Genomic DNA, 23,688 nt, shown 5'->3' with positions numbered 1-23,688 from the left:
GTGATCCGTCACCAAGCGCGCATGAATGTTTTCATACGGCTTGCAAAGCGGACGGCATATATAAATACTGCTCGCACCACCGCCCCGAGAAAGCCGACGGACCGCCCATGCGTATGCCAGTCACCGCGCGGCGCCGGTCTCCGACGCACGGGGCCCCCGCACGGACACCCCCAGCCGCCGTCCCCTACCCACGTCGGCGCCCGGGGTGTACCGGGGAGCGCCGTCTGCGCGGCGCGCCCGTGGCGGCCCCGGCCATCCCCTAGGCCGGGGCCGCCCCGCACCCGTCGGACCACCCTCACGACGCCGCACACCGGAAGCGATGACCATGCCTCTCATCACCAGCACGCGCATCAGCCCCGACTGGCCCTGCCAGGTCAAGACGCCGGGCTCGTACGACTGGGAGCGCTCGGCGGCCAAGTGGCTGCGTGAGCTGATCCCCGCGCGCTACGCCAGCTATCCGGCCCTCATCCGCCACCCCGTCCTGCTCGCCCGGCACGCCCAGCTGCAGGTCCAGCAGGAGATACGGGTGGCCCGGACGGCACTGCAGACCGCGCGGGCCGAGCTGCCGATGCTCGGTCTGCCCGAGTCGGTCATCGAGCACACGATCAAGCTGTATGCCGCCGAGGTCCTGCAGCTGCAGCACATCGCGCGCAGCGTCCGCGCGGTCAGCGAGGCCCTGGCCGGCCGCGGCGCGGGCCGCTGAGCCACCGGCGTCCATCAGCTCTGTGCGGACGACTCTCGCGTACCTCCAGGCGATCGTACGAAGCCCCTGTGAAGCTCATATGAAACCCCACCCGCCGGAAGAGTGATCGAGCGGGCCCCGATGTGCCATGCTCGTCGCGTGACGAGCGAGCCCGTCCACCCGGCGCACGCCGCCGGCGGCGATCCGGCCGCACTGGCCCGGATCGTGGCCCGGCAGCGCGCGGAGATGGAGCGACTGCGGGACCTGGCCGCCACCTCGGCGGTCCAGGAGCGGGCCAAAGGCGTGCTCATGGCCGTCACCGGATGCTCCCCGCAAGCCGCGCACGAGGAGCTGCTGCGGCGCGCCATGGACGGCAACCGCACACTCCTCGAACAGTGCTGGCTCACCCTGGGCGCCCTGCCGCCGCCCCAGGAGCGGCCGGACGGCGCGTCGCCGGCAGTCGCCGAACGGCCGGCCGCCGGCTGCTGGAGCGTCGCGCCCGCCGGCACGGTGGAGCTCGCGAACGTACTCGGGCACATCGGCCGGGACCTGGTCCGGGTCGGCACGCCGCACGAGCTGGCCCGGTGCCTGCTGGACCACATCGCGCCCGAGACCGGCGCCGACGCCGTGGTGCTGTACGAGCGACTGCCCGAGGCCGGGCTCGAACTGATCGGGCACGCCGGCGTCGACCCGGCCTTCGCCGCGCAGTGGCGGTACGTGCCCCCGCTGACCGCAGTGGCCCCGCTCGACGCCCTGCGGTCCGGCGAGCCGCGCTGGCTGGAGGATCTCGCCGGGGACAGCGACCGGTACCTGATCATCGGAGAGTCGCCGGAACGCTGGCCCAGCCGGGCCTGGCTGCCCGTGCCGGGAGGGGACGCCTCGCATGTCGCCCTCGGTGTGTGGCGCGGCCGTGGCGGTACGTTCGCACCGCGCGAGCGGCGGCTGCTGCGGGCCGTGGCCCGGCTGTGCGCGGGCCGACTGCGGGCCTTCGACTTCGTCCAGGAGCACGGCGGTGGCGCCGTCGCCCGGACCGTGCAGGCGGTGTTCGACGCGCTGCCGGGCGCGGCGATCCTGCTGACCCCGCTGCGCGCCGCCTCCGGCCAGGTGGAGGACTACCTCATCGAGGCCGCCACCTCGGAGGCGGTCGACGTGTTCGGCCGGTCCGGCCGGGAGATGGCCGGCCGGCGGGTTCTGGAGAGCTGTCCGGCTGTCGCGGGCGAGCCGCTGTGGCAGGGCTGTCTCCAGGCGCTGGAGACGGGGGCGCCGTTCGAGGGCGGGCCGTTCGTCTGCCAGGAGGTGGTCGGCGAGATGCCCGTGACCGCCACCTACTCGGTGCGGGCCGCCCCGCTGGGCGAGGGTCTGCTGGTCACCTGGCTGCGGTACGACCCCGCCGACCGACAGGAGCAGCGCCTGGCCGATGTGCAGCGGCTCGGCAACCTCGGCTGGGCCAACTGGAACCTGCTCACCCGGGAGGTCTCCTGGTCCGAGCAGACGTACGCCGTGCTCGGCCGGCCCCCGGCCGAGCAGCCGCTCGGTCTGGAACGGCTCCCCGACCTCGCCCTGCCGGAGGACGCGGGACCGCTCACCCACGCGATCGCCGAAATCGTCCGCCACGCCCGGCCGTTCGACGTGCCCTTCCGCATCGACACGCCCGAGGGTGTCCGCCATCTGCGGCTGGTCGCGGAGGCCGTCAGGGCGCCGGACGGCACCGCCGTCGAGGTGCACGGCTTCGTCCAGGACCTCACCCGGCAGCGGAGCGCGGAACTGGCGCTGGTGGAGAGCGAGCGGGCGATGCTGCTGCAGCGCGGGATCCTGCAGGCCGAACGGGCCCTGGCCGCCCGGCTGCAGTACGCCCTGCTGCCGATGCCGACCAAGCCGATGCGGCGGGCAGGGCTGCGCGTCGAGGTCGCCTATCTGCCCGCACAGTCCGGCATCCATGTCGGCGGCGACTGGTTCAGCGCCGTCGAACTGCCCGACGACGACGCGCTGTTCGTGGTCGGTGACGTGGCGGGCCACGGCGTCGACGCCGTGGCCACGATGGCCCAGCTCAGGTTCACCGCGAAGGGCATGGTCAGCACCGGCTCCTCGTTGACCGAGGTGCTGGCGGGCCTCAACTACCTGCTGCTGCACTCCCGCGACAGCCAGTCCACCGCCACCATGGTGCTCGCCCGCTACGACCCCGAGCGGCACGTCCTCGCCTGGGCACAGGCCGGACATCTGCCTCCGCTGCTCGTGCGCCGCGGCGAGGCGCGCTGTCTCGACCGACCCGGCGGCATGCTGCTCGGCGCGAGCGCGGACCCTGACTTCGAGGCGGCCGAACTCCGTCTGGAGCCCGGGGACCGGCTGCTGCTGTACACCGACGGCCTGGTCGAGCGGCCCGGCGAGAGCCTCGACGCGGGCATGGACCGGCTGGCCGATGCGGTGCGCGCCCAGGGCTGCGGCACGTCCGGCTCGCTGGACGCGCTGCTCGCCACGATGCTCGCGGACGAGGGGCGGGACGATGTGTGCGTGCTGGACATCAGGGTGCCGCTGGAGGACGTGACGGACGTGGCTGACGCGCAGGACACGGACGACTAGGGGTCGGCGGCGCGTGGGTCGAGGGACGGCTCGCCGGGGGCGAGGCCGGGCTCAGTCGTCGTCGCGGTGTCGCCAGTACCAGAACACCCCGACGACGAGGGCCAGCAGAAGGACGGCGGGCACGAGCAGGCCCGGGATGCGGGAGCCGGTCATCGGGCTGGCTTTCGGTCGTGGTGCGGCGGTACGCGCGGCGGTCGGCCGCAGGCTGCCCATGATGAGGCCGGACCACCACTGGGGCAATGCTCTCGTCGGGATGTCGCCCGGTGTTCGAATCCGCTCAGTCCACGGGGTGACCGGCCTCGATGCCGGCCGCGTCGGACAGGCGCAGCAGCGGCCCGCGGCGGCCCTCGCCCCACTGCACCGGGTTCAGGACGAAGCCGACGTGGTCGCCGCCGTCGGTGCGGTGGAGGATGGTGCCGACGAACCAGGCCGCCGTGTCGCACAGCACCACCGCGCCGCCGTACCCCTCCGTCCAGTCCAGGCGCGCGAACTTGTCGATCTCGTCCCCGGTCTCGCCGCCGAGGATTTCCGCGAGGTCCCGCTGGTCGCGGGTGAGCAGGTGGACGGCGAGGTGCTCTGCGGCCCGGGCGACGCGGTAGGTGTGGTTGGCCTTGGACAGCCACACGGTGAACCGGGGCGGCCGGATCGAGCACTGCGAGGCGAAGCCGACCAGGCACCCGGCCCGCTCACCGTCGGCCACGGCCGTGACCGCGCACATGTCGGGGTTCAGCCGCCCGAAGAAGCCGCCCATACCACCCGTCGGACCGACGCCCGGTCCGCTGCCCGGTCCGATGCTCGCGGCACCCGCCGCTCCCTCGGCACCGCCCACATCCGTCATGCCGGCCTTTTCGCCCACGTCAGCCGCGCTTGGCGCACCACCCGTGCCCGCCCCGCCTGCCGCACCCCCCGTGCCCGCCGCGCTAGCCCCAGCGCTCACGTCAGCCCCGATGGCCGCGCCGCCCACATCCGCCCCGCAAGCCGCACCACCACCTACCTCAGCCGCACCTACCGCACCACCCGCGCAAGCCGGGCCCACCGCACCAGCGACGCCCGCACTACCCGCCCTTCCGCCCACGTCAGCCGCGCTTGGCGCACCACCCGTGCCCGCCCCGCCTGCCGCACCCCCCGTGCCCGCCGCGCCAGCCCCAGCACTCACGTCAGCCCCGATGGCCGCGCCGCCCACATCCGCCCCGCAAGCCGCACCACCACCTACCTCAGCCGCGCCCAGCGCACCACCAACGCGGGCCCTGCCAGCCCCACCGCTCGCATCAGCATCGTTGGCCGCGCCGCCGACATCGGCCCCCCGAGCCGCACCACCTACCTCAGCCCCGCCGGCCCCATCACTCGCACAAGCCACGCGCAGCGTGCCACCGACGCCCGAGCTACCCGCCGTACCACCCACGTCAGCCCCGCTCGGCGCGCCACTGGCGTCCGCCCTGCCCGCCGTACCGTTCGCGTCCATGGCACCGCGCTCCCGTCCGCCGTTCCGGCGCCCGGGCCGGGCTCATGCCGGTGGGCCGGGCGCGGCCTGCGTCGCCTCCCGGGGTTCCCCGCGGGCCTGTCATGAATCGTCGCCCAGGCCGGTGCGCGACTCCAGCGCGCGGCGCGTGTCGTCGCCGTAGACGCCGGTCTCGTCGCCGCTGATGCCGTACCAGAGCTGGAACCGGGCCACGGCGGCGGTCAGGCCGGCGTCGTAGGTGCCGCTGGTGGAGCCGTCGCGGTAGACGTCCGGGATGCGGAGCAGCCGTTGCTGCAGTGCGGTGACCTCGGGGCCGGTGTCGCCCTGGCGGAGGGTGCCGGGGCCGTCGGGGTCGGTGGCGGCGGTGGGCGCGGGTGATGCGGTGGGTGCCGGTGCGGTGGCGGGCGGCGCGGTCGTCGTCTGGCGGTGCGGAGGCGAGGTCGCGGTGGCCTGCCGGCTGCCGGGGAGGAGCAGGGCGCAGCCGAAACCGAGGAGGGCCGCGGCGGCCACGGCCCCGGCGACGGCGGAGCGGCGCAGAGCGGGGGTGGGGGTGGTGCGGGGCGGCGCCGGTACGGGCGGCAGTTCCTGTGTCTCCGCCTCGTCGGCGTGTCCCGCTCGCGCCGGGACGCCGTCCATCTCGCGCATCAGCTCCGCGAGGGCGTCGAGACGGCGCGGCCGCAGCACCCGGATGGGTTCCAGGACCGGGCCGGCGTGCGGCCGTTCGGGATCGGGCGGTGTCGGCACCTGGCTCTCCTTCCGTCGTCCCCGTGCAGAGATACGACGTCGGGGATGCCACCGTTCAGGTGTCACCGGCCTCCCCTCAAGCGCTCGATACGCTCAACTCGGTAAGAAATGTTGAGCGGTTGAGAAAGCGCATGCTAGAAAGCGCCGTCATGACGACTCCTTGGTCACGCCGTGGTTTTCTGGCCGCCTGTTCGGGAACCGCTGTCGCCCTGGGTTTCGGGCCCCGGGCGTTCGCGGCGTCGGACGAGTTCACGACACTCCGGGCGAGGTGGCGCACCCTGGTCCTCGGCGAGGGGTTCGACCCCACCACCGAACCGTTCAAGAGCCGGCTCGCCGACCTGGGCACGACGGCGGGCCATTACCGGGCCACGATGGCCCCCGCCACCGGCTCCCTGTGGCCCGACCTGGTCTACGCCGACCCGGATCCGGACACCGACCCGGAGTCGTACGGCTACTCGGGCAACATGAACACCAGTTACACCCGGCTGAGCACGCTCGCGCAGGCCTACTGCCAGCCCGGCACCGGCCTGACCGGCGACGCGGACCTGCGGACCGCGATCCTCACCGGCCTGGACCACCTCCACGACGACGTCTACAACGCGGACCAGACCCGCTACGGCAACTGGTACAGCTGGCAGATCGGCGCCCCGCAGGCCCTGCTGGACGTGTGCGTGCTGATGTACGACGCCCTGCCGGCCGACCGGCTGGCCGGCTACCTCGCCGCCGTCGACCACTTCGTGCCCGACTCGGCGGTGGCGAGCTACAGCGGGACGAGCACGGGCGCCAACCGGGTCGACCTGTGCCGGGTGCTGGCGCTGCGCGGTGTCGTCGGCGCGAGCCCGGCCAAGGTGGCGCTGGCCCGCGACGCCCTCTCCCCCGTGTTCCCGTACGTCACCTCCGGCGACGGCCTGTACGCCGACGGTTCGTTCATCCAGCACACCACCGTGCCGTACACCGGCTCGTACGGCTCGGTCCTGCTCGGCGGTCTCGGGCTGCTGTTCGCGCTGCTGGCGGGCTCCGGCTGGGAGGTGACGGATCCGAACCGGCAGATCGTGTTCGACGCGGTGGAGCACGCCTGGGCGCCGTTCCTCTACAACGGCCTGGTGATGGACGGCGTCGCGGGCCGGGCGATCAGCCGTGGGCTGTCGGCGGCGGACCCCAAGCGGATCCAGCAGGACGATCATCTGCGCGGTCATCCGGTCCTGGCCTCGATCGTGTTGCTCGGGCAGGGGGCGAGCGCGGCCGAGAACGCCCGCTGGCGTGCTCTGGTGAAGGGCTGGATGCAGCGCGACTACTACAGCCCGCCGCTCGCCGACCCGGTGCTGAGCCTGCCGCATCTGGCCCGGCTCAAGGGGGTCCAGGACGACGGGTCGGTGACGGCGGTCGCCGAACCGGCCGGGCACCGGCTGTTCCCCTCCATGGCACGGGCCACGCACCGCAGCCCCGGCTGGGCGGCCTCGCTGAGCATGGCCGACAAGAGGATCACGTACTACGAGACCGGCAACGGCGAGAATCTGCGCGGCTGGCACACCGGGGCGGGGATGCTCTACTGGTGGGGCGACACCTTCGCCAACGGCCAGTACAGTGACGCTTTCTGGCCCACCGTCGACCCCTACCGGCTGCCCGGTACGACCGTCTCGCGCAAGGCGCTGGCGGACGGGGCCGGCGGGGACTGGGGCGCCTCGATGCCGGACGTGAACTGGGTGGGCGGCGCGACGGACGGCCGGCGGGCCGCCGTCGGGCAGTACCTCAAGGGCCTGCAGTCGACGCTGGTGGCGAAGAAGTCGTGGTTCTTCCTGGACGACACGGTCGTCTGTCTCGGCGCGGGCATCACCTGCACCGACGGCACGGCGGTGGAGACCACGGTGGAGAACCGCAACCTCGGCCCCACCGGCGGCGCCCCGTTCACCGTCGACGGCACGGTCCGGCCCTCCTCCTACCCCTGGTCGGCGACGTTCACCGGGGCGAAGTGGGCGCACATCGGCGGGCACGGCGGCTATGTCTTCCCCGGCGGGGCGACCGTACGGGCCCTGCGCGACGCCCGTGACGGCAGCTGGAGCACGATCAACAAGGGCGGCTCGACCACCGTCCTGAACCGCAAGTACCTGACGATGTACGTCGATCACGGCACCGACCCGGCGAACGCGTCGTACGCCTACCAGCTGCTGCCGGGTGCCACCGCGGCCCGTACACAGGCGCGAGCGGCGGATGCGAAATGGCTGACCGTGTTCGCCAACTCCGACAGCCTGCAGGGCGTTGCGGTGCCCTCGCTCGGATTCACCGGGGTGAACTTCTGGTTCGGCGGAACGGTCGGAACGCTCACCGCGAGCGATCCGTGCTGCGTGATGACCAGTGAGAGCGAGGACGGCACGGCCGTGATCGCGGTGAGCGATCCGATGCGGATGCGCACGAGTCTGACCCTGACCTGGCGGCGGGCGGTCACCGCGGTGACGTCCGCGCCGGGCACGCTCGTCTCGGCGGCCGCCGGATCCGCGCTGACGCTGACGTTCGGCGACCTCACGGGCACGGCCGGAGCCACCCAGCGGGTCACCGTCAGGCTGGGCTGAGCACCCCCCGCGCTCCCTGCACGAACCGGCCCAGGGACGCCGTGAACGCGGCGACGAAGGCGTCCCTGGCCTCCTCCGGGAGGGCATCCAGCGACAGGTAGGGGTTCAGGTCCTCCAGTTCGACCAGCAGCAGGCCGCCGTCGCGAGTGCGGCAGGCGTCGACGCGCTGGATGCCGTGGCCGAGGTCGTTCCAGTCGATGAAGCGCCGAGCGAACTCCAGGTCGGCGGCGGTGGCCGCGTACGGCTTCAGCTCCCAGCGGCGCTCCGGGTCGGGGGCGTACAGGGCGTACTGGAAGTCGTCGTCGACGAAGTAGAAGGACACCTCGTGGACGAAGTCGACGCGGGGCTGGATCAGCACCTGGCCGGTGGCGAGCGCGGCGACCTGGCGTGCGGGCACGGTGCGCAGGCCGAGGGAGTCGGCGCCGAGCACGGGCTTGACGACGTACCGCTCGGCGGCCGGCAGCAGGTGCAGCTCCTCGGCGCGGCCGACCGTCGGTATGACGGGGAAACCCGCGGCGCTCAGGTCGAGCAGGTACTGCTTGCCGGCCATGTCCGCCCTGCCGGTGAGCGGGTTGTACACGCGGGCGCCGGTGGCGAGGGCACGTGCGCGGAAGGCGTCGTACTCGCGCTGGTAGCCGAGGACGGGCCCGCTGTTGCGGACGACCACGGCGTCGAAGGCGTCCAGCAACGCGGTGGCGTCCAGCGGATGGCACAGGGCCAGGTCGAAGCGGGCGCGCAGCCGGGAGGTGAGGAAGATGTCCTCGTCGCAGTAGCGGCGCCCGCGGGCCTCGTACGCCAGGTCGGTGACGTAGAGCAGGCGGGGGCGGGCGGCGGGCATAGGGGGTCTCCTGGGGCAGTGCGGCGTGCCGGCTGCGGGGGGCCGTTTTCGGCAGTAGGTGCAGAAAGGTTACGCCGGGGTACGGCCGCTCCCGCTCCCGGCCCTGGCCTCTGTACGATCCGACCTGCGTGCTGCGCGGCCCGGACCCTGGCCCGAGGGCCGGCGGCCTCACCGCCCGGCCGCCCCCAGCTCCCCGACGTCCACGCTCATGCGGCCCCGGCGCACCGTGCGCCGGGGTCCCGCCTCGATCGGCGTGCACGACGGCACGGCGAGCACCCGGCAGCCCACGGCCTCGGCCCGGCGACACCGGCGGGTGAGCCCTCGACGGCGACACATGCGGCGGGATCGACGCCCGAGATGCGGCCGCTGCCGGATACAGGTCGGAAGCGGGCTCGGTTCGGGCCGTCTCGCCCGCGGCGATCGTGGTGCGGAAGGCGTCGACGCCCTCGGTGGCGAGCGGTTTCAGCACAGCGTCCACCACCGGCCGGGAGGACGCCGGCGCAAGGGCTGCCGGTATCCCGAACTCACCCAGGAGACTGAGGAGTTCCCGTGCTCCGGGCAGGGTTTCTCCTCCCGCTCGACGGCCGTGCGGAAGCGGGACTCCATGTCCGCGGCGAGCGTGCCCGGGGCGGTGCCGGTGAGGGTGTGCAGGTGGGCTGCGGTGTCGGTGGCGGAGCGGCCGAGTACGGCGAAGAGGTCGTCCGCGTCGATGCCGGGGGCCGTCTCGCGCACGGTGCGCAGCCACAGCGGGGCGTCCCGGCGGGGTGTCGACCAGGGTGCCGTCCATGGCGAACAGCACGGCGTGCGGCCGGGCCGCGAACGGCCGGCCGCCCAGGGTCCAGTGGCGGTCCGGGTGCCGGGCGAGCGCGGCGAAGGCCTGTGCGGCGACGCCGGTGGGCCGGATCGGCCGCGGGGCGGCGGGTCCGATGCCGGGGCCTGCGGCGGCCGGCCAGGCGGGGCGCGATCGATTCCAGTCAATTCGATCGATCCGATGTTCGACAGTCGCCTCACAGCACTCAGTTCCCTCACTCGCCCACTCGGACTGCACTGAGTGTCACCAGGCTCGTCCGGCTGCTACGTTCCCCTCCATGAGCTCCAGCAGCGCGGCGCCGGCCGCGAAGCCGCCGATGCGCGACGCCCTCGTCGCGGCGGCCTTCCAGCTCTTCCTGGAACGCGGGTACGAGCAGACCACCGTGGACGACATCGTGGCCCTCGCCGGGGTCGGCCGGCGCTCGTTCTTCCGCTACTTCCCCTCCAAGGAGGACGTGGTCTTCCCCGACCACGAGCGCTGCCTGGCCGACATGACCGCCTTCCTCGCCGCGAGCGACGAGCAACACGAACCGGTGCGCCGAGTGTGCGACGCGGCCCGGCTGGTTCTGGGGATGTACGCGGAGAACCCGACGTTCTCCGTGCAGCGCTACCGCCTCACCAAGCAGGTGCCGGGTCTGCGGGCCTACGAGCTGTCGGTGGTGTGGCGCTACGAGCGCGCGCTCGCCGAGTACCTGCGCGGGCGGTTCACGGGCCGGCCCGACGGGACGCTGCGGGCGGATGTCGTCGCGGCCTCGGTGGTCGCCGCGCACAACAACGCCCTGCGTTCCTGGCTGCGTTCGGACGGCCTGGGCGACGCGGGTGCGGCCGTGGACCACGCGCTGGGATATGTGCAGCGGGCGTTCGCGCACACGGCCGAGCCCGTCGCGGCGCCCGCCCGGACCGGTCCGTGGGCGGGCGGCGGGGCGGAGGGCGGCTCCCACGACGTGGTGGTGCTGGTCACCCGCCGGGACGCCCCGCTGTGGCGGGCGGTGCAGGAGCTGGAGGCGGCACTCGGCCGCACCTGAGGCACCCCCACTTTTACACATTGGGGGTACGCAGTGCCTTTACCAGTGACACTGAGTGCCATACTCTGTCGGCGTGCACGGTGGCACGGCCGCCGCGCACGCGTGTGCCCGGTGCGCGCCGGACACGCGGGATTCCGGCCGAGCGCAGGGAGTTGACCAGCGTGTACCACTACTCAGCAAACGTCTCGCATCCGGCGGCCGGCTCCGCGGCGGGGGTTCTCGACCCCGTCCACGCGGACACCAGGGACGCCATCGTCTTCCAGCGCTGCACCTGGTGCGGCACCGCGATGTACCACCGGCTGCTGTGTCCGGTGTGCCAGGGCAGCGAGCTGCGCACCGAGCGCAGCGAGGGTGTCGGGACGGTCCGGCACTCCACCGTGGTGCACCGCAACACGCCCGCGGCACGCAATGTCTCGCTGATAGAGATGGCCGAGGGGTTCGTCGTACGGGGCCGGGTCATGGGCCCGCCGGTCGGCATCCACAGCGGCGACCGGGTCCGGCTGTCCACCGCCCAGGATCCGGTGCGGGGCGAGCCGGTCTTCCAGCTGCTGGACGAGCCGTACCGGGGCGCCTGGACCTGACGGCGCAGGGCCGCAACGCTCCGGCACCCGCGCCGCCGCACCTCGCGGTGGGCGGCGGGCGCCCTCACCGGCGCCCCGGCCCCGGGACCAACTCCGTACGGCGTCCGGTCGCGGATGAGACAGTGGGTGGGTGTGCGGTCCGGGTGATGGGCGCGCCAGCTTCAAGTCGCCGGACAACGAGGTGGTTTGATGTCGGTCGTCGTGGTGGGCGCCGGGGTGCTCGGGGCGTCGGTGGCGTATCACCTGGCCGGGCGGGGCGTGCCGGTCACCCTGCTGGAGCAGGCGGCACGTCCGGCGGCGGGGGTGACGCGTGACTCCTTCGCGTGGATCGGAGGGACGGGCGGGCACTGGCCCGGCGGCGCGGCCCGCTTACGCGGTTCGGTCCTGGCGGACTGGCGGCGGCTGGAGGCGGAGCTGCCGGACGCGCGGGTGCGCTGGACCGGCTCCCTGACCTGGCCGGCCGCGGCAGCGGACCTTGTGGGGCAGGAAGAGGCCGGGGAACTGGTGGGCCCAAAGCGGATCAGGACGCTCGAACCCCGGCTGCGCACTCCCCCGCCGTCGGCCCTGCACATTCCGTCGGACGGCGGTGTCGATCCGGTCGCGGTCACCGAGGCTCTGGTACGGGCGCTGCCTGCGCGCGGCGGCCGGGTGGTGCTCGGGGTGTCCGGGGTGTCCCTGCGGGTGTCCGGGGGCCGGGTCACGGACATGGAATGCTCGGCCGGCTTCCTGCCGGCGTCCACCGTCGTCCTGGCCGCCGGCACCGGTGTCCCCGCGCTGACCGCGCCCTTGGGCATCCCGCTCCCGGTGACGGCGTCCCCAGCCCGCCTGATCCGGCTCACCGCGCCACCCGGACTGGTTCGCGGCATCGTCGCCGGACCGGAGTTCGAGGTACGCGAGGTGACGCCGGGCCACCTGCTGATGACCCTGCCGGACCGGGGAAAGGCATCTCCGGAGGACCGGATGGGCCTGCCGGACAGGGCAGTTGCCGCTGTGGACGACTCGACGGGCGTGGAGGGCACGGGAGCTGCGACTTCGGACCACCCGATGAATCCGCGGGACACGGCAGCCGCACCTGCAAGCCACCCGACAAACCCACCCGACACGGCGGCCGCACCGCCGAACCCACCAGACACCGCAGCCCCACCTGCGAACTGCCCGACCAGCCCGCCGGACACGGCGGCCGCTCCGCCGACCCCCCCGCCGAACCCACCGGGCCGGGTGTCCGCCGATCCCCCGGACGACGACAGCCCGAGTCCGTTCTCCAGGCCGCTCGCGCTGCTCCGGGCCGCCTTCGCCGGGGCGGACGCGTGCCCGGTGGTCGGCTCTCGTGTCGCGGACCGGCCGATGCCCGCCGGCGGTCCGTTGGTCGGTCCGTTGGTCGGTCCGTTGGTGGGTCCGTCGGCCGGTGCGGAGGCGTCCGGTTGTTCGTTGTATGTGGTGGTCGCACACTCCGCCGTCACGCTGGCGCCGGTGATCGGCCGGCTGGTCGCGGACGAGTTGGCCACCGGGCGGCCCACCGAGCTGCTGGACGGATGCCGGCCGCCGTCTCCCTGGCACACCGAGGCGCGCGCCGACGTCAACATCGTTCGCGATCAGGCAGGTTGACCGGCCCGGAGGGCAGGATGTCGTTGCCGGGCCGGAGAAGAGGCTCCGTTCCGGTCGGCGCTCACTCCGCGAGGGTGACCCGGATCCCGACCGTCCCGTCCAGCCCGCGCCGCAGCCGGCTGCCCAGCAGGGTGAGGCGGCCGACGATGCCGTACTTGCGGGCGATGAGGTCCCGGTACCGGGCGGTGGTGGCGGCGTCGGTGATCTCCGCGGTGGCCGGCACCTGGTCGCCGGTGGGGTTGCCGCGCAGGTCGCAGGGGCCTACGAGGACGTCGGCGCGGCGGCGGATCCGCTTGACCTTGAAGCTGTCGGCGGCCGTCCAGACGCCGAGGGTGTCACCGTCGCGCACCACCCACACCGGGGTGGCGACCGGGGTGCCGTTCCTGCGATGGCTGGTCACCAGCAGGTACTTGCCGGAGCCGAGCCGGTCCAGCCGCGTGTCGTCCATGCACGGCAGTCTAGGAGGTCGCCCCCGCTCGGCAGACCGGCTCGGTCACGCGTTCCCGCACCCCGCCCGGTCACTCCAGGGCCACGGCCATCCGCCGTACCCCCTCCGTGAGGATGTCGGGCGAGGTCGCCAGGTTCAGCCGTACGTGACCCGCGCCGCCGGTGCCGAAGGGCAGGCCCGAGCTGAGGGCGACCCGCCCGCGGTCGAGGAAGACCTGCGCGGGGTCGTCGCCGAGGCCGAGGTCACGGCAGTCGAGCCAGGCAAGATAGGTGGCCTCGGCGGGGTGCAGGCGGACCCGGGGCAGGTGCTCGGCGAGCAGGCCGGCGAGCAGGCTCCGGTTGGCCTCCAGTCCGGCCAGCAGGGCGTCCAGCCAGCCGGTGGCCTCGCGCAGGGCGGCGGTGTGGGCGATGACGCCGAGGTGGCTGGGGCCGTGGCTGACCTCCTCGGGCAGTCGGTCGAGGTCGGTGGCGGCCTTCGGCCCGGCGAGGGCGACGGCGGCTTTGAGGCCGGCCAGGTTCCAGCCCTTGGAGGCCGACATCAGGGACAGGCCGCGTTCGGCGCCCGGCACGCTCAGGTACGGCACGAAGGTGACGCCGGGGGCGACGAGGGGGGCGTGGATCTCGTCCGCGACGACCCGGACGCCGTACCGCTCGGCCAGGGCGGCGACGGCGGCCAGTTCGTCGGTGGTGTGCACGGTGCCGGTGGGGTTGTGCGGGCTGCACAGCAGGAAGGCGGCGCGGCCGGAACCGGCGGTCGCCTCGCGGAAGGCCTCCTCCAGAGCGGCCGGGTCGATGCGCAGATCGGCGCCGAGCGGGGCTTCGGTCACCCGGCGGTCCATGTGCGTGACGAACTGGAAGAACGGCGGGTACACCGGTGGGTTGACGATCACCGGATCGCCGGGCCCGGTGACCAGTTTGAGCATCTCGACCACTCCGAGCATCACGTCCGGAACGATCGCGGCGCGCTCGACGGCGATCCCGTCCCAGTTCCAGCGTTCGGCGGCGAACGCGGACAGCGCCTCGGCGTAGGCGGTGCCGGCGGGGTACCCACTGTCGCCGAGGGCCAGCGCGTCGGTCACGGCGCGGACGACGGGTCCGGCGAGGGGTACGTCCATCTCGGCCACCCACAGCGGCAGCACGTCCTCGGGGTAGGTGCGCCATTTCATGCTCGTACGGCGGCGCAGTTGCTCCAGGCCGAGGGAGTGCAGTGGGTCGGGTTCGCCGGGAGTGGTGTGCGGGATGTCGGTCATGGGGCTCACGATAGGAGCCTGTGGGGCGAGCGGGAACGTCGTCATCGCCGGGGCGTGCGGCGGAGATCAACTCGAGCGTCTGGATTGCGTCTTGAACGGTGTAGAACGGTGTATCCATCGTCCGGCAACTCATCCGTACCCAGGAGCTGACCCACGTGACCGACAACCCGGCAGCCACCGACGACGTGGCCGTGTCGCTGCGTGCCCGCATCAACACCAGCCAGCCGCACACCGCCCGGATCTGGAACTACTGGCTCGGCGGCAAGGACAACTACGAGGTCGACCGCGCCGCCGGCGACCAGATACGCCAACTGCACCCCGGTATCGGGGAGTACGCGCGCGCCGACCGGCTGTTCCTGGGCCGTGCGGTGCGTCACCTGGTCGGAGAGGTGGGCATCCGGCAGTTCCTGGACATCGGCACCGGGCTGCCCACCGCGGACAACACGCACGAGGTCGCCCAGCGGATCGCGCCGGAGTCGCGGATCGTGTACGTCGACAACGACCCGCTGGTCCTCGCGCACGCGCGTGCCCTGCTGACGAGCACGCCCGAGGGCCGTACCGACTATCTGGACGAGGATCTGCGCAATGTCGACGCGATCCTCGAACACGCGGCGAAGACGCTGGACTTCAGCGAGCCGGTGGGGCTGATGCTGCTCGGCGTGGTCATCTTCATCGGTGACGACGAGGACCCGTACGGCCTGGTGCGGCGGTTGACGGACCGGTTGCCGGCGGGCAGCCACCTGGTGCTGTCGCACACCGTCACCCATCCGGCGATGCCGGACGTGGACGAGGCGGTGAAGTTCTGGAACGAGCACGGCACCCCGAAGCTGACCCAGCGCACTCCCGAGGACGTGGCCCGGTTCTTCGACGGTCTGGAGCTGCTGGAGCCAGGCGTCGTGTCCTGCTCGCGCTGGCGCCCGGAGGACGCGGACGGCGCCGAGCCGGAGGAGGTCGCGATGTTCGGCGGGGTGGCCCGCAAGAGCTGACCGCGGCCGGAGAGATCCGGCAGGGGCTGAGCGCGGACCCGGGGGCTCCCGCCGACTGAGCGCGGGCCCAGAGGGCTCCCGCAAGGCCTGAGCGCGGCCCGGAGGGCTCCCGCAAGGCCTGAGCGCGGCCCGGACGGACCGACGAACGCTGAGCGCGGGCGAGGGGAATCACGCAAACACCCAGCGCCGGGCGCGGGGAACCACGCAAGCGCACAGCACCGGCGCGAGGCATCCCGCCAGAACCGAACGCGGACCGGACGAACCCAGCCGGCGCTGAGCACAGGCGAGCGGAATCACGCAAACACCCAGCGCCGGCGAGCGGAATCACGCAAACACCCAGCGCCGGCGCGGGGAACCCCGCAAGCGCACAGCACCGGCGCGAGGCATCCCGCCAGAACCGAACGCGGACCGGACGAACCCAGCCGGCGCTGAGCACAGGCGAGCGGAATCAGGCAAGCGTCCGGCACCGGCGCGGGGAACCCCGCAAGCGCACAACGCCGGCGCTCGGCATCCTTTGAGACCCGAGCGTCGGCGCTCGGCATCCCGCGAGGGCCGGGGCCGGTCGGCGGGGATCGGGGGTGCCGGTGAACGCCCGGGCCGTGGGCCGCGTATGGAGGTGCGGGCCCTCGACGACCCGAGGGCCTCGCGCCGCCGGCTCGGGCGGTGCGCGTTCGGTTCGGCTTCGGGAGCCCTGCATGCGGCACGCACGACGACGGATCGTCAGGCGGGTGACACGCCTGGCGGCGGTCGGCGGACTCCTCCTGGGCGGCGGGATGGTCGCCCAGGCGGCCATGGCGAGCGAGACACCCCCGGCCACCGCCAGACCACTCGCCTCCGCGTCCGGCGCGTCCGGCGCCGGGGACACCGGGGCCGCGCTGGTGGCGCGGCTCGGCACGGCACGGACGGCGGGCAACTGGATCGACGCCGACGGGCGGCAGGTCGTGGCGGTGACCGACGAGACGGCGGCTCGGGAGGTGCGCCGCGCCGGAGCCGAGGCGAAGGTCGTGTCGCACAGCATGAACGAGCTGAAGTCGGCGGCGGCGACGCTGCGTTCGGCGCCGCGCGTGGCGGGTACCGCGTGGGCGGTGGACTACCGGACCAACCGGGTCGTGGTCAGCGCGGACAGCACGGTGTCCGCGAGCGACTGGTCCAGGTTGAGCCATGTGGCCGCGGGGATAGGGAACTTCGTGCGGATGGAGCGCACGACGGGCACGTTCACCACGCGGCTGAACGGCGCCCAGCCGATCCTGTCGACCGGCGGCCGCTGCTCGGCGGGGTTCAATGTGACCGACGGGCGGAGCGACTTCATCCTCACGGCCGGCCACTGCGGTCCCGCGGGATCGACCTGGTTCGCCGACAACCAGGGAAATCAGCAGCTCGGCCGGACGGTGGCCAGCACCTTCCCCGGCAACGACTTCTCGCTCGTGCAGTACGCCTCCGGAAAGGCCGGTGACGGCGCCGACGTCGTCGCGATCGGCGGCGGCAACGGCGTGCGGATCACCGGCCTCGCCGATGCGGCGGTGGGGCAGCGGGTGTTCCGCAGCGGCAGCACCAGTGGCCTGCACGACGGGACGGTCACCGCGCTGAACGCGACCGTCAACTACCCCGAGGGGACGGTCACCGGGCTGATCCAGACCAATGTGTGTGCCGAACCCGGCGACAGCGGCGGGCCGCTGTTCTCCGACGGGATCGCGCTCGGTGTGACCTCGGGCGGCAGCGGTGACTGCACGACGGGCGGCACGACGTTCTTCCAGCCGGTGGCGCGGGCGCTGACGGCGCTGAACGTGAAGCTGATCGTGTCGACGCAGAACGCCGGTGGTGCCGCCCGGAGCGCGGCCCCCTCCCCCGCGCCGTCCGGCTCGGCGGCGCGGGGCGCGGTGGCGCCGAGCGCGGCCTCGCCGGGTTCCTCGGCTCCGGTGACGGGCGCGCAGGGCCAGACGCTGCTGGCACGGCTGACGGACACCCGGAACATCGGTCCCGGGCTGCTGGTCGTCGCGGGCAGTCTGATCGCCCTGGTCGCGACCCGCTACATCCGGGCCGAACAGGACCGCAAGGCCTATCAGCGGTACTACTCGGCGACCTGGGGCTGATCCAGGCGATGGGTTGAGAGGTAAGACCGTGGGCTGAGAGGCGAGGCCATGGGCTGACGCGGTCGACGGCCGACGCGGGTGACATACGAAGGGCACCCGTGCGCTCACGGGTGCCCTGGAGGGTTCGGCGCGGTCCGCGCGAGGTGGGTCAGGCCGCTCGCTGCGACCGCGGGGTCGCGGCGGCCCACTCCATCACGAGGCGCTGGTACTCCGCGCGCTGCTCGGTGGTCAGTGTCCCGCCCGACCGGCGCCACAGGGCCCTGATCTCCTCGTTGACCTCCGCGGCCGAGCGCTCGGGGGCGGCTTCAACAGTGGTGGACATGCTGTGAAGCATATGCCGATCGAGGTGAAGGCGCTGTGAGTAAGCCCACCCGAGACGGACATTCCGGACGTGGTGCTCATCACGTCGATCTGTCAAGCGGCAGGCGGGAGTTCACACCGGGCCCTCACCCAGCACCAGCACCTGAATCGCCGGCACGGCGGCGCCTTGTGCCCAGTCGTGGAAGTCGGACACCTTCGTCTCCAGGTCGACCGGGGCGGCCAGCGGATGCCGGTGGGCCCCGATGGTCGCACGGACCGTGTTCCCGGCCACATCCATCAGACCGACCCCCTCTCCGGCGAGCAGGATCTTCTGCGGCATCGCGAAGTTGGAGATCTGGGCGACCAGGGTGCCGAGGGCCCGGGCGGCCTCGTCGATCACCCGGAAGGCCATGGGCTCGCCCGCGGCGGCGCCGGCGAGGATCTCCTCGTAGGTGGTGTCGCGGCCGGTGGCGGCGCGGATCTGGTACTCGATGCTGGGGATGGTGAGCAGGGACACCGCGCTGCCGCGAGCGCCGTTCGGGGTGAGCGGGCCGGTCGGGTCGATGATCCAGTGGCGGCCGAAGCCGTGGCCCTCCTCCGCGAACGGTACGCGTCTGCCGCCGAGCACCAGCCCGTAGCCGATCCCGGCGCCGATGGTCAGGACGGCGAAGCGGTCGAGTCCGCGGCCCGCGCCGAACCAGGTCTCGGCCTCGACGAGGGCGGCAACATCGTTCTCCACGACGACCGGCAGTCCGGTGCGCTCCCCGACCAGCGTGGCGAGCGGCACGTCCCGCCAGCCGAGGAACGGCGACTCGGCGACCACCGCGCGCTCGCGCACCAGGCCGCCCACGCCGATGCCGATGCCCACGGGGGCGGGGCACCCCTGGGCCAGGGTGGCCGCCATCTCCGCGAGCAGTGCGGCGACCGCGTCCGGGGCACGTACGGGGAGCGGCCGGTCGAGCCGTGCGGTCACCTCGCTGCGCAGGGTGGTGACGACGCCGTAGACCATGTCTCCGGTGATCTTGAAGCCGAGGAAGGAGCGGGCGTCGGCCACGACGTCGAGCGGCTGGGACGGACGGCCCTGACGCGCCTGGGCCGGACCGGCCGCATCCGGGGCCTCGGCCAGCAGCCCGGACTCCAGGAGCGGCTTGGTCAGCCGGGTGAGACTGCCCTGGGAGAGCCCGAGGCGCCGGGCCAGCTCGGTGCGGGACAGCGGCCCGTGGACGAGCACCTCGATCGCCACGGAGCGCTCCGCGGGACTCAGCGGCAGCCAGCTGGTCATGGACCGGATTCCTCCACCTCGTCATTTCTTCCGCATCGGAAGTAACCAGACTCACCCTACCCGGAGACGGACGCACACCACAGACCCTCGCCCACCCCTTGACGGACATATTCTTCCGCTACAAAAGTAATGGGCATGACTTTCTCTCTCGGTATCGTCGGCGCCGGACAGTTCTCCGGACAGTTCGCCACGCTGTTCCAGGCCCATCCCGGCGTCCGTGACGTCTACGTCACCGACCTGCTGCCCGAGCGGGCCGAGCGGCTCGCCGCCGGGCAGGGTCTCGCCGGAACCTTCCCGTCGTACGAGGCCATGCTGGAGTCGAAGGCGGTCGACGCGGTCGCGATCTTCACCCAGCGCTGGACGCACGGCCCGCTGGTCCTGCAGGGCCTCGGCGCGGGCAAGCACGTCTACTCCGCCGTCCCCATGGCGATCACCACGGACGAGATATCCGCGATCATCGACGCGGTTCGGGCGACCGGGCTGACGTACATGATGGGTGAGACCAGCCAGTACAACCCGGCGACCGTGCACGCCCGCAACCAGATCGCCCAGGGCGCCTTCGGCCGGCTCTTCTACGCCGAGGGCGACTACGTCCATGACATGGACCTCGGCTTCTACGAGGCCTACCAGTACAGCGGCGGCGAGAACTGGAAGGCGACCGCCAGCTATCCGCCCCTGCTGTACCCGACGCACTCGGTGGGCGGGGTGCTCGGGGCCTGGCGGACGCACGCGGTGAGCGTGTCGGCGATCGGTGTGCGAGATGATCGCGGCGACGGCGTTTTCGATCGTTCGGTCAGCCAGTTCGACAACGACGTGTCCAACGCGAGCGCGCTGTTCGAGGTGGCGGGCGGCGGATCGTTCCGTACGAACGAGTTCCGGCGGGTCGGCTATCCCTCGCACATCCGCGAGTCCCGGTTCCGGTTCTTCGGCACGGAGGCCAGCATGGAGCAACTGGCGACGGTGGCGCTGTGGCAGGACAAGAACGGGGTGAAGGACATCAGCGAGCTGCTGGAGCCCAAGCCGACCCTGGCCCCCGGTGATCCGTCCCTGGCGCACATCGCGCCCGAGCTGCGGGCCGCCTTCACCTCCGGCTCGGCGCCGGTGCACGACCGGTCCAGGCTGCCACGGGAGTTCGACGAGCTGCACAACGGCCACGAGGGCAGCCACCACTTCCTCGTGGACGACTTCGTCACCGCGGTCGACACCCGTTCGCTGCCCCCGGTGAACGCATGGGTGGCCGCCCGCTACACCCTGCCGGGCATCATCGCGCACGAGTCGGCGCGGCAGGGCGGGGTCCGGCTTCCGATCCCCGACTTCGGGGACGCGCCGGAGGTGTGACGGTCCGGGCGGCGACGGCTCAGCGCCGCCCGGTGCTGCTCAGGTGCCCGGCTTGCGGCCGTAGACGAAGACGTCGTCGCCCGTCTTCAGCAGCGACCAGTACGCCTTGGCGTCCTTGGTCGTCATGTTGACGCAGCCGTGCGAGCCCGGCGGGTTCCACATGCTCAGGTTGACCGAGTGGAAGGCCTGGCCGCCGTCGAAGAACTGACTGTAGGGCATCGGCACGTTGTAGAGGGTCGAGACGTGGTCGATGTCCCGCCAGTAGATCTTCTTCAGGCCGGTGCGGGTGGTGTAGCCCTTGCGCCCGGTGCGCACGGGGACCGGTCCGTGGACGAGCTTCTTGCCGTCCTGGATCCAGCTCAGCTGGAGCGTGAGGTTCACGCAGGCGATCCGGCCCTTGTTCACCGGGCACTTGCCGTCCTTGTTCGGGTTGTTCCCGACGGCCTTCTGCTTGTTCATCAGGTCCATCACGCCCCAGGTGACGGGTCCGGCGTAGCCGATGTCGGGCGTGATGCCGTGCTCGTCCTGGAAGGCCTTGATGGCCTTGCAGTCGGTGGCGGACTGCCTGCCGTCGACGGGCAGGCCGAGGAACTTCTCCACCTGCTTCTGGTACGGCCCCGTCTGCGTGGTGCAGCTCGCGGCCTGGGCCGGCGCGGCGGTGAGGGCGAGCGTGAGCGGTGCCACGAGTCCCGTGACGCCCAGCGCGACGACGCCCCGTCTGCGTATGTCCCCCATGTGCAACCCTCTTCTCCCCTTGTCGCCCAGGGCCTGCCCCGGGTGCTCCCCTGCGCGATTCCCGCGATGTCGGACTACTAGACCTGCGCGGGGCTACGGGGGTTGTGGTTCCGGTCAGTCTGTGACGAAACGGTGAACTTCCTCGCCGCGCAGCCGGCCGGCGGGGAGCCTGCGGCCGTAGGCGACCAGCAGCAGGTCCTGTCCGCGCCCGTACAGGGGCGCGCCGGAGCCGAAGGACCAGTCGAGGTCCTGCGCGCACAGCCGTACGCCGCCGAGGTCGGTGCCGAAGATCCGGAAGGCGCGCGGGTCGATCGCGTCGAGGAGGATCCGCTGCCGGTCCTCGGGGACCTCGCGGTCCAGCCCGAGGGCGACGGTGACGTCGAGGCCGTGCACGACGTCGCGCCCGAGGGCCGCGGCCAGACCGCCGACGGGTGGCGTCCACGGGTGGTGGGCGTGGGTGCGCAGGAACGCGGCGAGTTCGGTGTCCCGGTCCTGGAACGGCTGTGCGCCGAAGCGGGTTTCCGCCCGCACGTCGCGTTCGAGGCGGCGACACCGGACGGACTGTGCCGGCTGGCGGCTGGCGGCTCGCGGGCTCGGGGTCGCTGTCCTGCCCGGTCTTGGCTCCCGGCCCGGCCTCACCACCTTGCCCCTGGCCGACCCCCGCGCCCGCGGCCGGGTGGCCCTGGTGTGGCGGTCGGAGGGGCCGATGCTGCCGGCGGCGCGGGAGCTTCTGGGGCGGTTGCGGAGGGGGATGCGGGCGGGGGCGTCCTGACCGTCGCCGGGTGCGGGTTCGTGTGGGCTGGTCGCGCAGTTCTCCGCGCCCCTGGGGAGTTGCCGTTGCCGCGCCCAGAAACGCGCCGCAGGCGGCATCCCGCCGACGCGGGCAAGTGACCCGCGCAGCATCAGCCCCCGGCCCGGTCCAGTTTCCCCGGATTGGACCGCGCTCAGGACTCCCCCGCCTGCATACGCTGCGGCACATGCACCCCGCCCTCGCCGGCGATCTCTCCCGGCTCCCCGAATTGCTCCAGTCGGCCCGCGACGTCGCCGCCCATGAGGCGGAGGCGCTGGCCGAGCGGCCGGTCGCCGTGTCCGGAACGGCGCCCCCGCCGGAACCCCTGCCGGAAGACGGTGCGGGCGCGGACGTGGCTCTCGCGCGGTTCGCCGAGCGGTGGGCGCCCGGCTTCTCGGGCTCCGCCGGACCCCGCTATCTGGGCTTCGTCACCGCTGGTGCGACCCCCGCGTCCCTCGCCGGGGACTGGCTGACCTCCGCGTTCGACCAGAACCTGTCCGGGGCGGGCGGTTCCTGGGCGCAGGAGCTGGAGCGGCAGACGGTGGCCTGGCTGCGCGAGCTGTTCGGGCTGGGCGAGGCGCACAGCGGCGCGTTCGTGACGGGGGCGACCGCCTCCAACACGGTCGGTCTGGCGATCGGCCGGGAGTGGCTCGGCGAGCGGCTGGGCGTGGACGTCTCCCGCGCGGGCGCGGCCGCGCTGGGCCCGGTCGACGTGCTGTCCGGCAGCCCGCACTCCAGCGTGCCGAAGGCGATGTCGGTGCTGGGCATCGGGCGGGACCGGCTGCGGAAGGTGCCGCTGCTGCCCGGCAACCGGGAGGCCGTGGACGTGGCCGCGCTGGAGTCGGCCCTCGCCGGGCTGGACGGCCGGCCGGCGATCGTCGTGGCGAACGCGGGCACCGTGAACACCGTCGACTTCGACGATCTGCGGGCGATCGCCGCACTGAAGGAGCGCTACGACTTCTGGCTGCACGTGGACGCGGCGTTCGGCGGTTTCGCCGCGCTCGCCCCCGAGCACGCCGCGCTGGTCGACGGTCTCGACGCGGCGGACTCGGTCTGTGTGGACCTGCACAAGTGGCTCAACGTCCCCTACGACGCGGCCGTGCAGTTCACCCGGCGCCGCGACCTTCAGGTGAAGGTCTTCCACAACGCCTCCCCCTATCTCGGCCTGCCCGCCGGCGAGCCGGACTTCCTGCATCTGACCCCGGAGAACTCCCGGCGGCTGCGCGCCCTGCCCGCCTGGTTCTCGCTGGTGGCCTACGGGCGTGCCGGGCACCGGGAGATCGTCGAACGCAACGTGGCCCTGGCCCGCCGGCTCGGCGCGGGCGTCGACGCGCTGCCGGGCCTGCGGCTGCTGGCACCGGTCCGGCTGAACGTCGTCTGCTTCACCCTCGCCGAGGACCCCACGCAGGAGCGGGTCGACGCGCTCGCCCGGGCGGTCGCCGCGTCCGGGGAGGCGTATGTGACACCGACCGTGCACGGCGGGGTGCCCGGGCTGCGGGCTGCGTTCAGCAACTGGCGCACCACCGAGGCCGACACCGAGCGGGTGCTGCGGGTGCTGGCGGCGGCCTCGGGCTGACGATCC

21 protein-coding genes are annotated in these 23,688 nt (G+C 73.0%); 11 read left to right on the top strand and 10 right to left on the bottom strand.

The annotated features are described in order from the left end of the window. Window positions 1–319 precede the first annotated feature (319 nt). Both SRB17_RS11010 and SRB17_RS11005 read left to right on the top strand, forming a co-directional pair. Entirely contained in the window at window positions 320–703 is a 384-nt protein-coding gene (locus tag SRB17_RS11010; protein WP_194293965.1) for a hypothetical protein, read from the top strand. 120 nt (window positions 704–823) lie between these two features. Then, window positions 824–3,259, top strand: coding sequence for a SpoIIE family protein phosphatase (locus SRB17_RS11005; RefSeq protein WP_153537199.1), 2,436 nt, complete (start codon window positions 824–826; stop codon window positions 3,257–3,259). Window positions 3,260–3,536: 277 nt separating this feature from the next. On the opposite strand, the gene SRB17_RS11000 is transcribed toward SRB17_RS11005, so the two are convergent. Together SRB17_RS11000 and SRB17_RS10995 are read right to left on the bottom strand one after the other, a co-directional pair. Then, window positions 3,537–4,010 (bottom strand): flavin reductase family protein, encoded by a 474-nt coding sequence (locus SRB17_RS11000; protein WP_153538226.1) that lies wholly within the window; start codon window positions 4,008–4,010, stop codon window positions 3,537–3,539. An 810-nt stretch (window positions 4,011–4,820) separates the two neighbouring features. After that, complete coding sequence (locus tag SRB17_RS10995) at window positions 4,821–5,462, bottom strand: peptidoglycan-binding domain-containing protein (RefSeq protein WP_323375281.1); 642 nt, start codon at window positions 5,460–5,462, stop codon at window positions 4,821–4,823. 149 nt (window positions 5,463–5,611) lie between these two features. Here SRB17_RS10995 and SRB17_RS10990 point away from each other — a divergent pair, with 149 nt between their 5' ends. Next, window positions 5,612–8,029, top strand: coding sequence for a polysaccharide lyase 8 family protein (locus tag SRB17_RS10990; RefSeq protein ID WP_153537197.1), 2,418 nt, complete (start codon window positions 5,612–5,614; stop codon window positions 8,027–8,029). Here the strand turns inward: SRB17_RS10990 and SRB17_RS10985 are convergent. Both SRB17_RS10985 and SRB17_RS10980 read right to left on the bottom strand, forming a co-directional pair. Continuing rightward, window positions 8,016–8,867 carry a hypothetical protein gene (locus tag SRB17_RS10985; RefSeq protein ID WP_153537195.1) on the bottom strand — a complete coding sequence of 284 codons (852 nt, stop codon included), beginning with the start codon at window positions 8,865–8,867 and terminating at the stop codon, window positions 8,016–8,018. The two genes, SRB17_RS10990 and SRB17_RS10985, sit on opposite strands and share 14 nt — an antisense overlap. A gap of 462 nt (window positions 8,868–9,329) precedes the next feature. Further along, a complete protein-coding gene (locus SRB17_RS10980) occupies window positions 9,330–9,599 on the bottom strand; it encodes a hypothetical protein (RefSeq protein WP_153537194.1) in 270 nt (89 codons plus the stop codon). A 356-nt stretch (window positions 9,600–9,955) separates the two neighbouring features. On the opposite strand from SRB17_RS10980, the gene SRB17_RS10975 reads away from it, so the two are divergent. The 3 genes from SRB17_RS10975 (at window position 9,956) to SRB17_RS10965 (ending at window position 12,888) form a co-directional block, all read left to right on the top strand. Then, complete coding sequence (locus tag SRB17_RS10975) at window positions 9,956–10,702, top strand: TetR family transcriptional regulator (RefSeq protein ID WP_153537192.1); 747 nt, start codon at window positions 9,956–9,958, stop codon at window positions 10,700–10,702. A gap of 161 nt (window positions 10,703–10,863) precedes the next feature. Next, complete coding sequence (locus SRB17_RS10970) at window positions 10,864–11,283, top strand: Zn-ribbon domain-containing OB-fold protein (RefSeq protein WP_323375280.1); 420 nt, start codon at window positions 10,864–10,866, stop codon at window positions 11,281–11,283. Window positions 11,284–11,472: 189 nt separating this feature from the next. Then, the gene (locus SRB17_RS10965) at window positions 11,473–12,888 is read left to right on the top strand and encodes an NAD(P)/FAD-dependent oxidoreductase (protein WP_153537188.1); all 1,416 of its coding nucleotides are present in this window, start codon (window positions 11,473–11,475) and stop codon (window positions 12,886–12,888) included. Between the two features lie 61 nt (window positions 12,889–12,949). On the opposite strand, the gene SRB17_RS10960 is transcribed toward SRB17_RS10965, so the two are convergent. Next, window positions 12,950–13,336, bottom strand: coding sequence for a PPOX class F420-dependent oxidoreductase (locus SRB17_RS10960; protein ID WP_153537186.1), 387 nt, complete (start codon window positions 13,334–13,336; stop codon window positions 12,950–12,952). Window positions 13,337–13,406: 70 nt separating this feature from the next. Continuing rightward, window positions 13,407–14,585, bottom strand: coding sequence for a MalY/PatB family protein (locus SRB17_RS10955; protein ID WP_153537184.1), 1,179 nt, complete (start codon window positions 14,583–14,585; stop codon window positions 13,407–13,409). A 155-nt stretch (window positions 14,586–14,740) separates the two neighbouring features. Between SRB17_RS10955 and SRB17_RS10950 the strand changes: the two genes are divergently transcribed. After that, a complete protein-coding gene (locus tag SRB17_RS10950; RefSeq protein WP_323375279.1) occupies window positions 14,741–15,571 on the top strand; it encodes an SAM-dependent methyltransferase in 831 nt (276 codons plus the stop codon). A gap of 695 nt (window positions 15,572–16,266) precedes the next feature. Further along, window positions 16,267–17,661, top strand: coding sequence for a S1 family peptidase (locus SRB17_RS10945; RefSeq protein ID WP_153537180.1), 1,395 nt, complete (start codon window positions 16,267–16,269; stop codon window positions 17,659–17,661). 148 nt (window positions 17,662–17,809) lie between these two features. On the opposite strand, the gene SRB17_RS10940 is transcribed toward SRB17_RS10945, so the two are convergent. Further along, complete coding sequence (locus SRB17_RS10940; protein ID WP_153537178.1) at window positions 17,810–17,995, bottom strand: hypothetical protein; 186 nt, start codon at window positions 17,993–17,995, stop codon at window positions 17,810–17,812. A gap of 99 nt (window positions 17,996–18,094) precedes the next feature. Then, window positions 18,095–19,243 (bottom strand): ROK family transcriptional regulator, encoded by a 1,149-nt coding sequence (locus SRB17_RS10935; RefSeq protein ID WP_153537176.1) that lies wholly within the window; start codon window positions 19,241–19,243, stop codon window positions 18,095–18,097. Window positions 19,244–19,378: 135 nt separating this feature from the next. Here SRB17_RS10935 and SRB17_RS10930 point away from each other — a divergent pair, with 135 nt between their 5' ends. Beyond that, on the top strand, window positions 19,379–20,581 hold the full coding sequence (locus tag SRB17_RS10930) for a Gfo/Idh/MocA family protein (RefSeq protein ID WP_153537174.1): 1,203 nt from the start codon (window positions 19,379–19,381) through the stop codon (window positions 20,579–20,581). Window positions 20,582–20,620: 39 nt separating this feature from the next. Here SRB17_RS10930 and SRB17_RS10925 read toward each other — a convergent pair whose 3' ends face one another. Both SRB17_RS10925 and SRB17_RS10920 read right to left on the bottom strand, forming a co-directional pair. Continuing rightward, window positions 20,621–21,316, bottom strand: coding sequence for a L,D-transpeptidase family protein (locus tag SRB17_RS10925; protein WP_153537173.1), 696 nt, complete (start codon window positions 21,314–21,316; stop codon window positions 20,621–20,623). Between the two features lie 114 nt (window positions 21,317–21,430). Then, on the bottom strand, window positions 21,431–21,847 hold the full coding sequence (locus tag SRB17_RS10920; protein WP_416237039.1) for a hypothetical protein: 417 nt from the start codon (window positions 21,845–21,847) through the stop codon (window positions 21,431–21,433). Here SRB17_RS10920 and SRB17_RS46095 point away from each other — a divergent pair. Together SRB17_RS46095 and SRB17_RS10910 are read left to right on the top strand one after the other, a co-directional pair. Beyond that, window positions 21,774–22,088 carry a LysR substrate-binding domain-containing protein gene (locus tag SRB17_RS46095; protein ID WP_416237038.1) on the top strand — a complete coding sequence of 105 codons (315 nt, stop codon included), beginning with the start codon at window positions 21,774–21,776 and terminating at the stop codon, window positions 22,086–22,088. The genes SRB17_RS10920 and SRB17_RS46095 overlap by 74 nt on opposite strands. 205 nt (window positions 22,089–22,293) lie before the next feature. Further along, the gene (locus SRB17_RS10910) at window positions 22,294–23,682 is read left to right on the top strand and encodes a pyridoxal phosphate-dependent decarboxylase family protein (RefSeq protein WP_153537171.1); all 1,389 of its coding nucleotides are present in this window, start codon (window positions 22,294–22,296) and stop codon (window positions 23,680–23,682) included. Window positions 23,683–23,688: the final 6 nt, after the last annotated feature.

It is taken from the genome of Streptomyces sp. RB17 (assembly GCF_009604455.1).
Taxonomy (GTDB): Bacteria; Actinomycetota; Actinomycetes; order Streptomycetales; family Streptomycetaceae; genus Streptomyces.
This window is presented reverse-complemented; position numbering and strand designations above follow the sequence as displayed.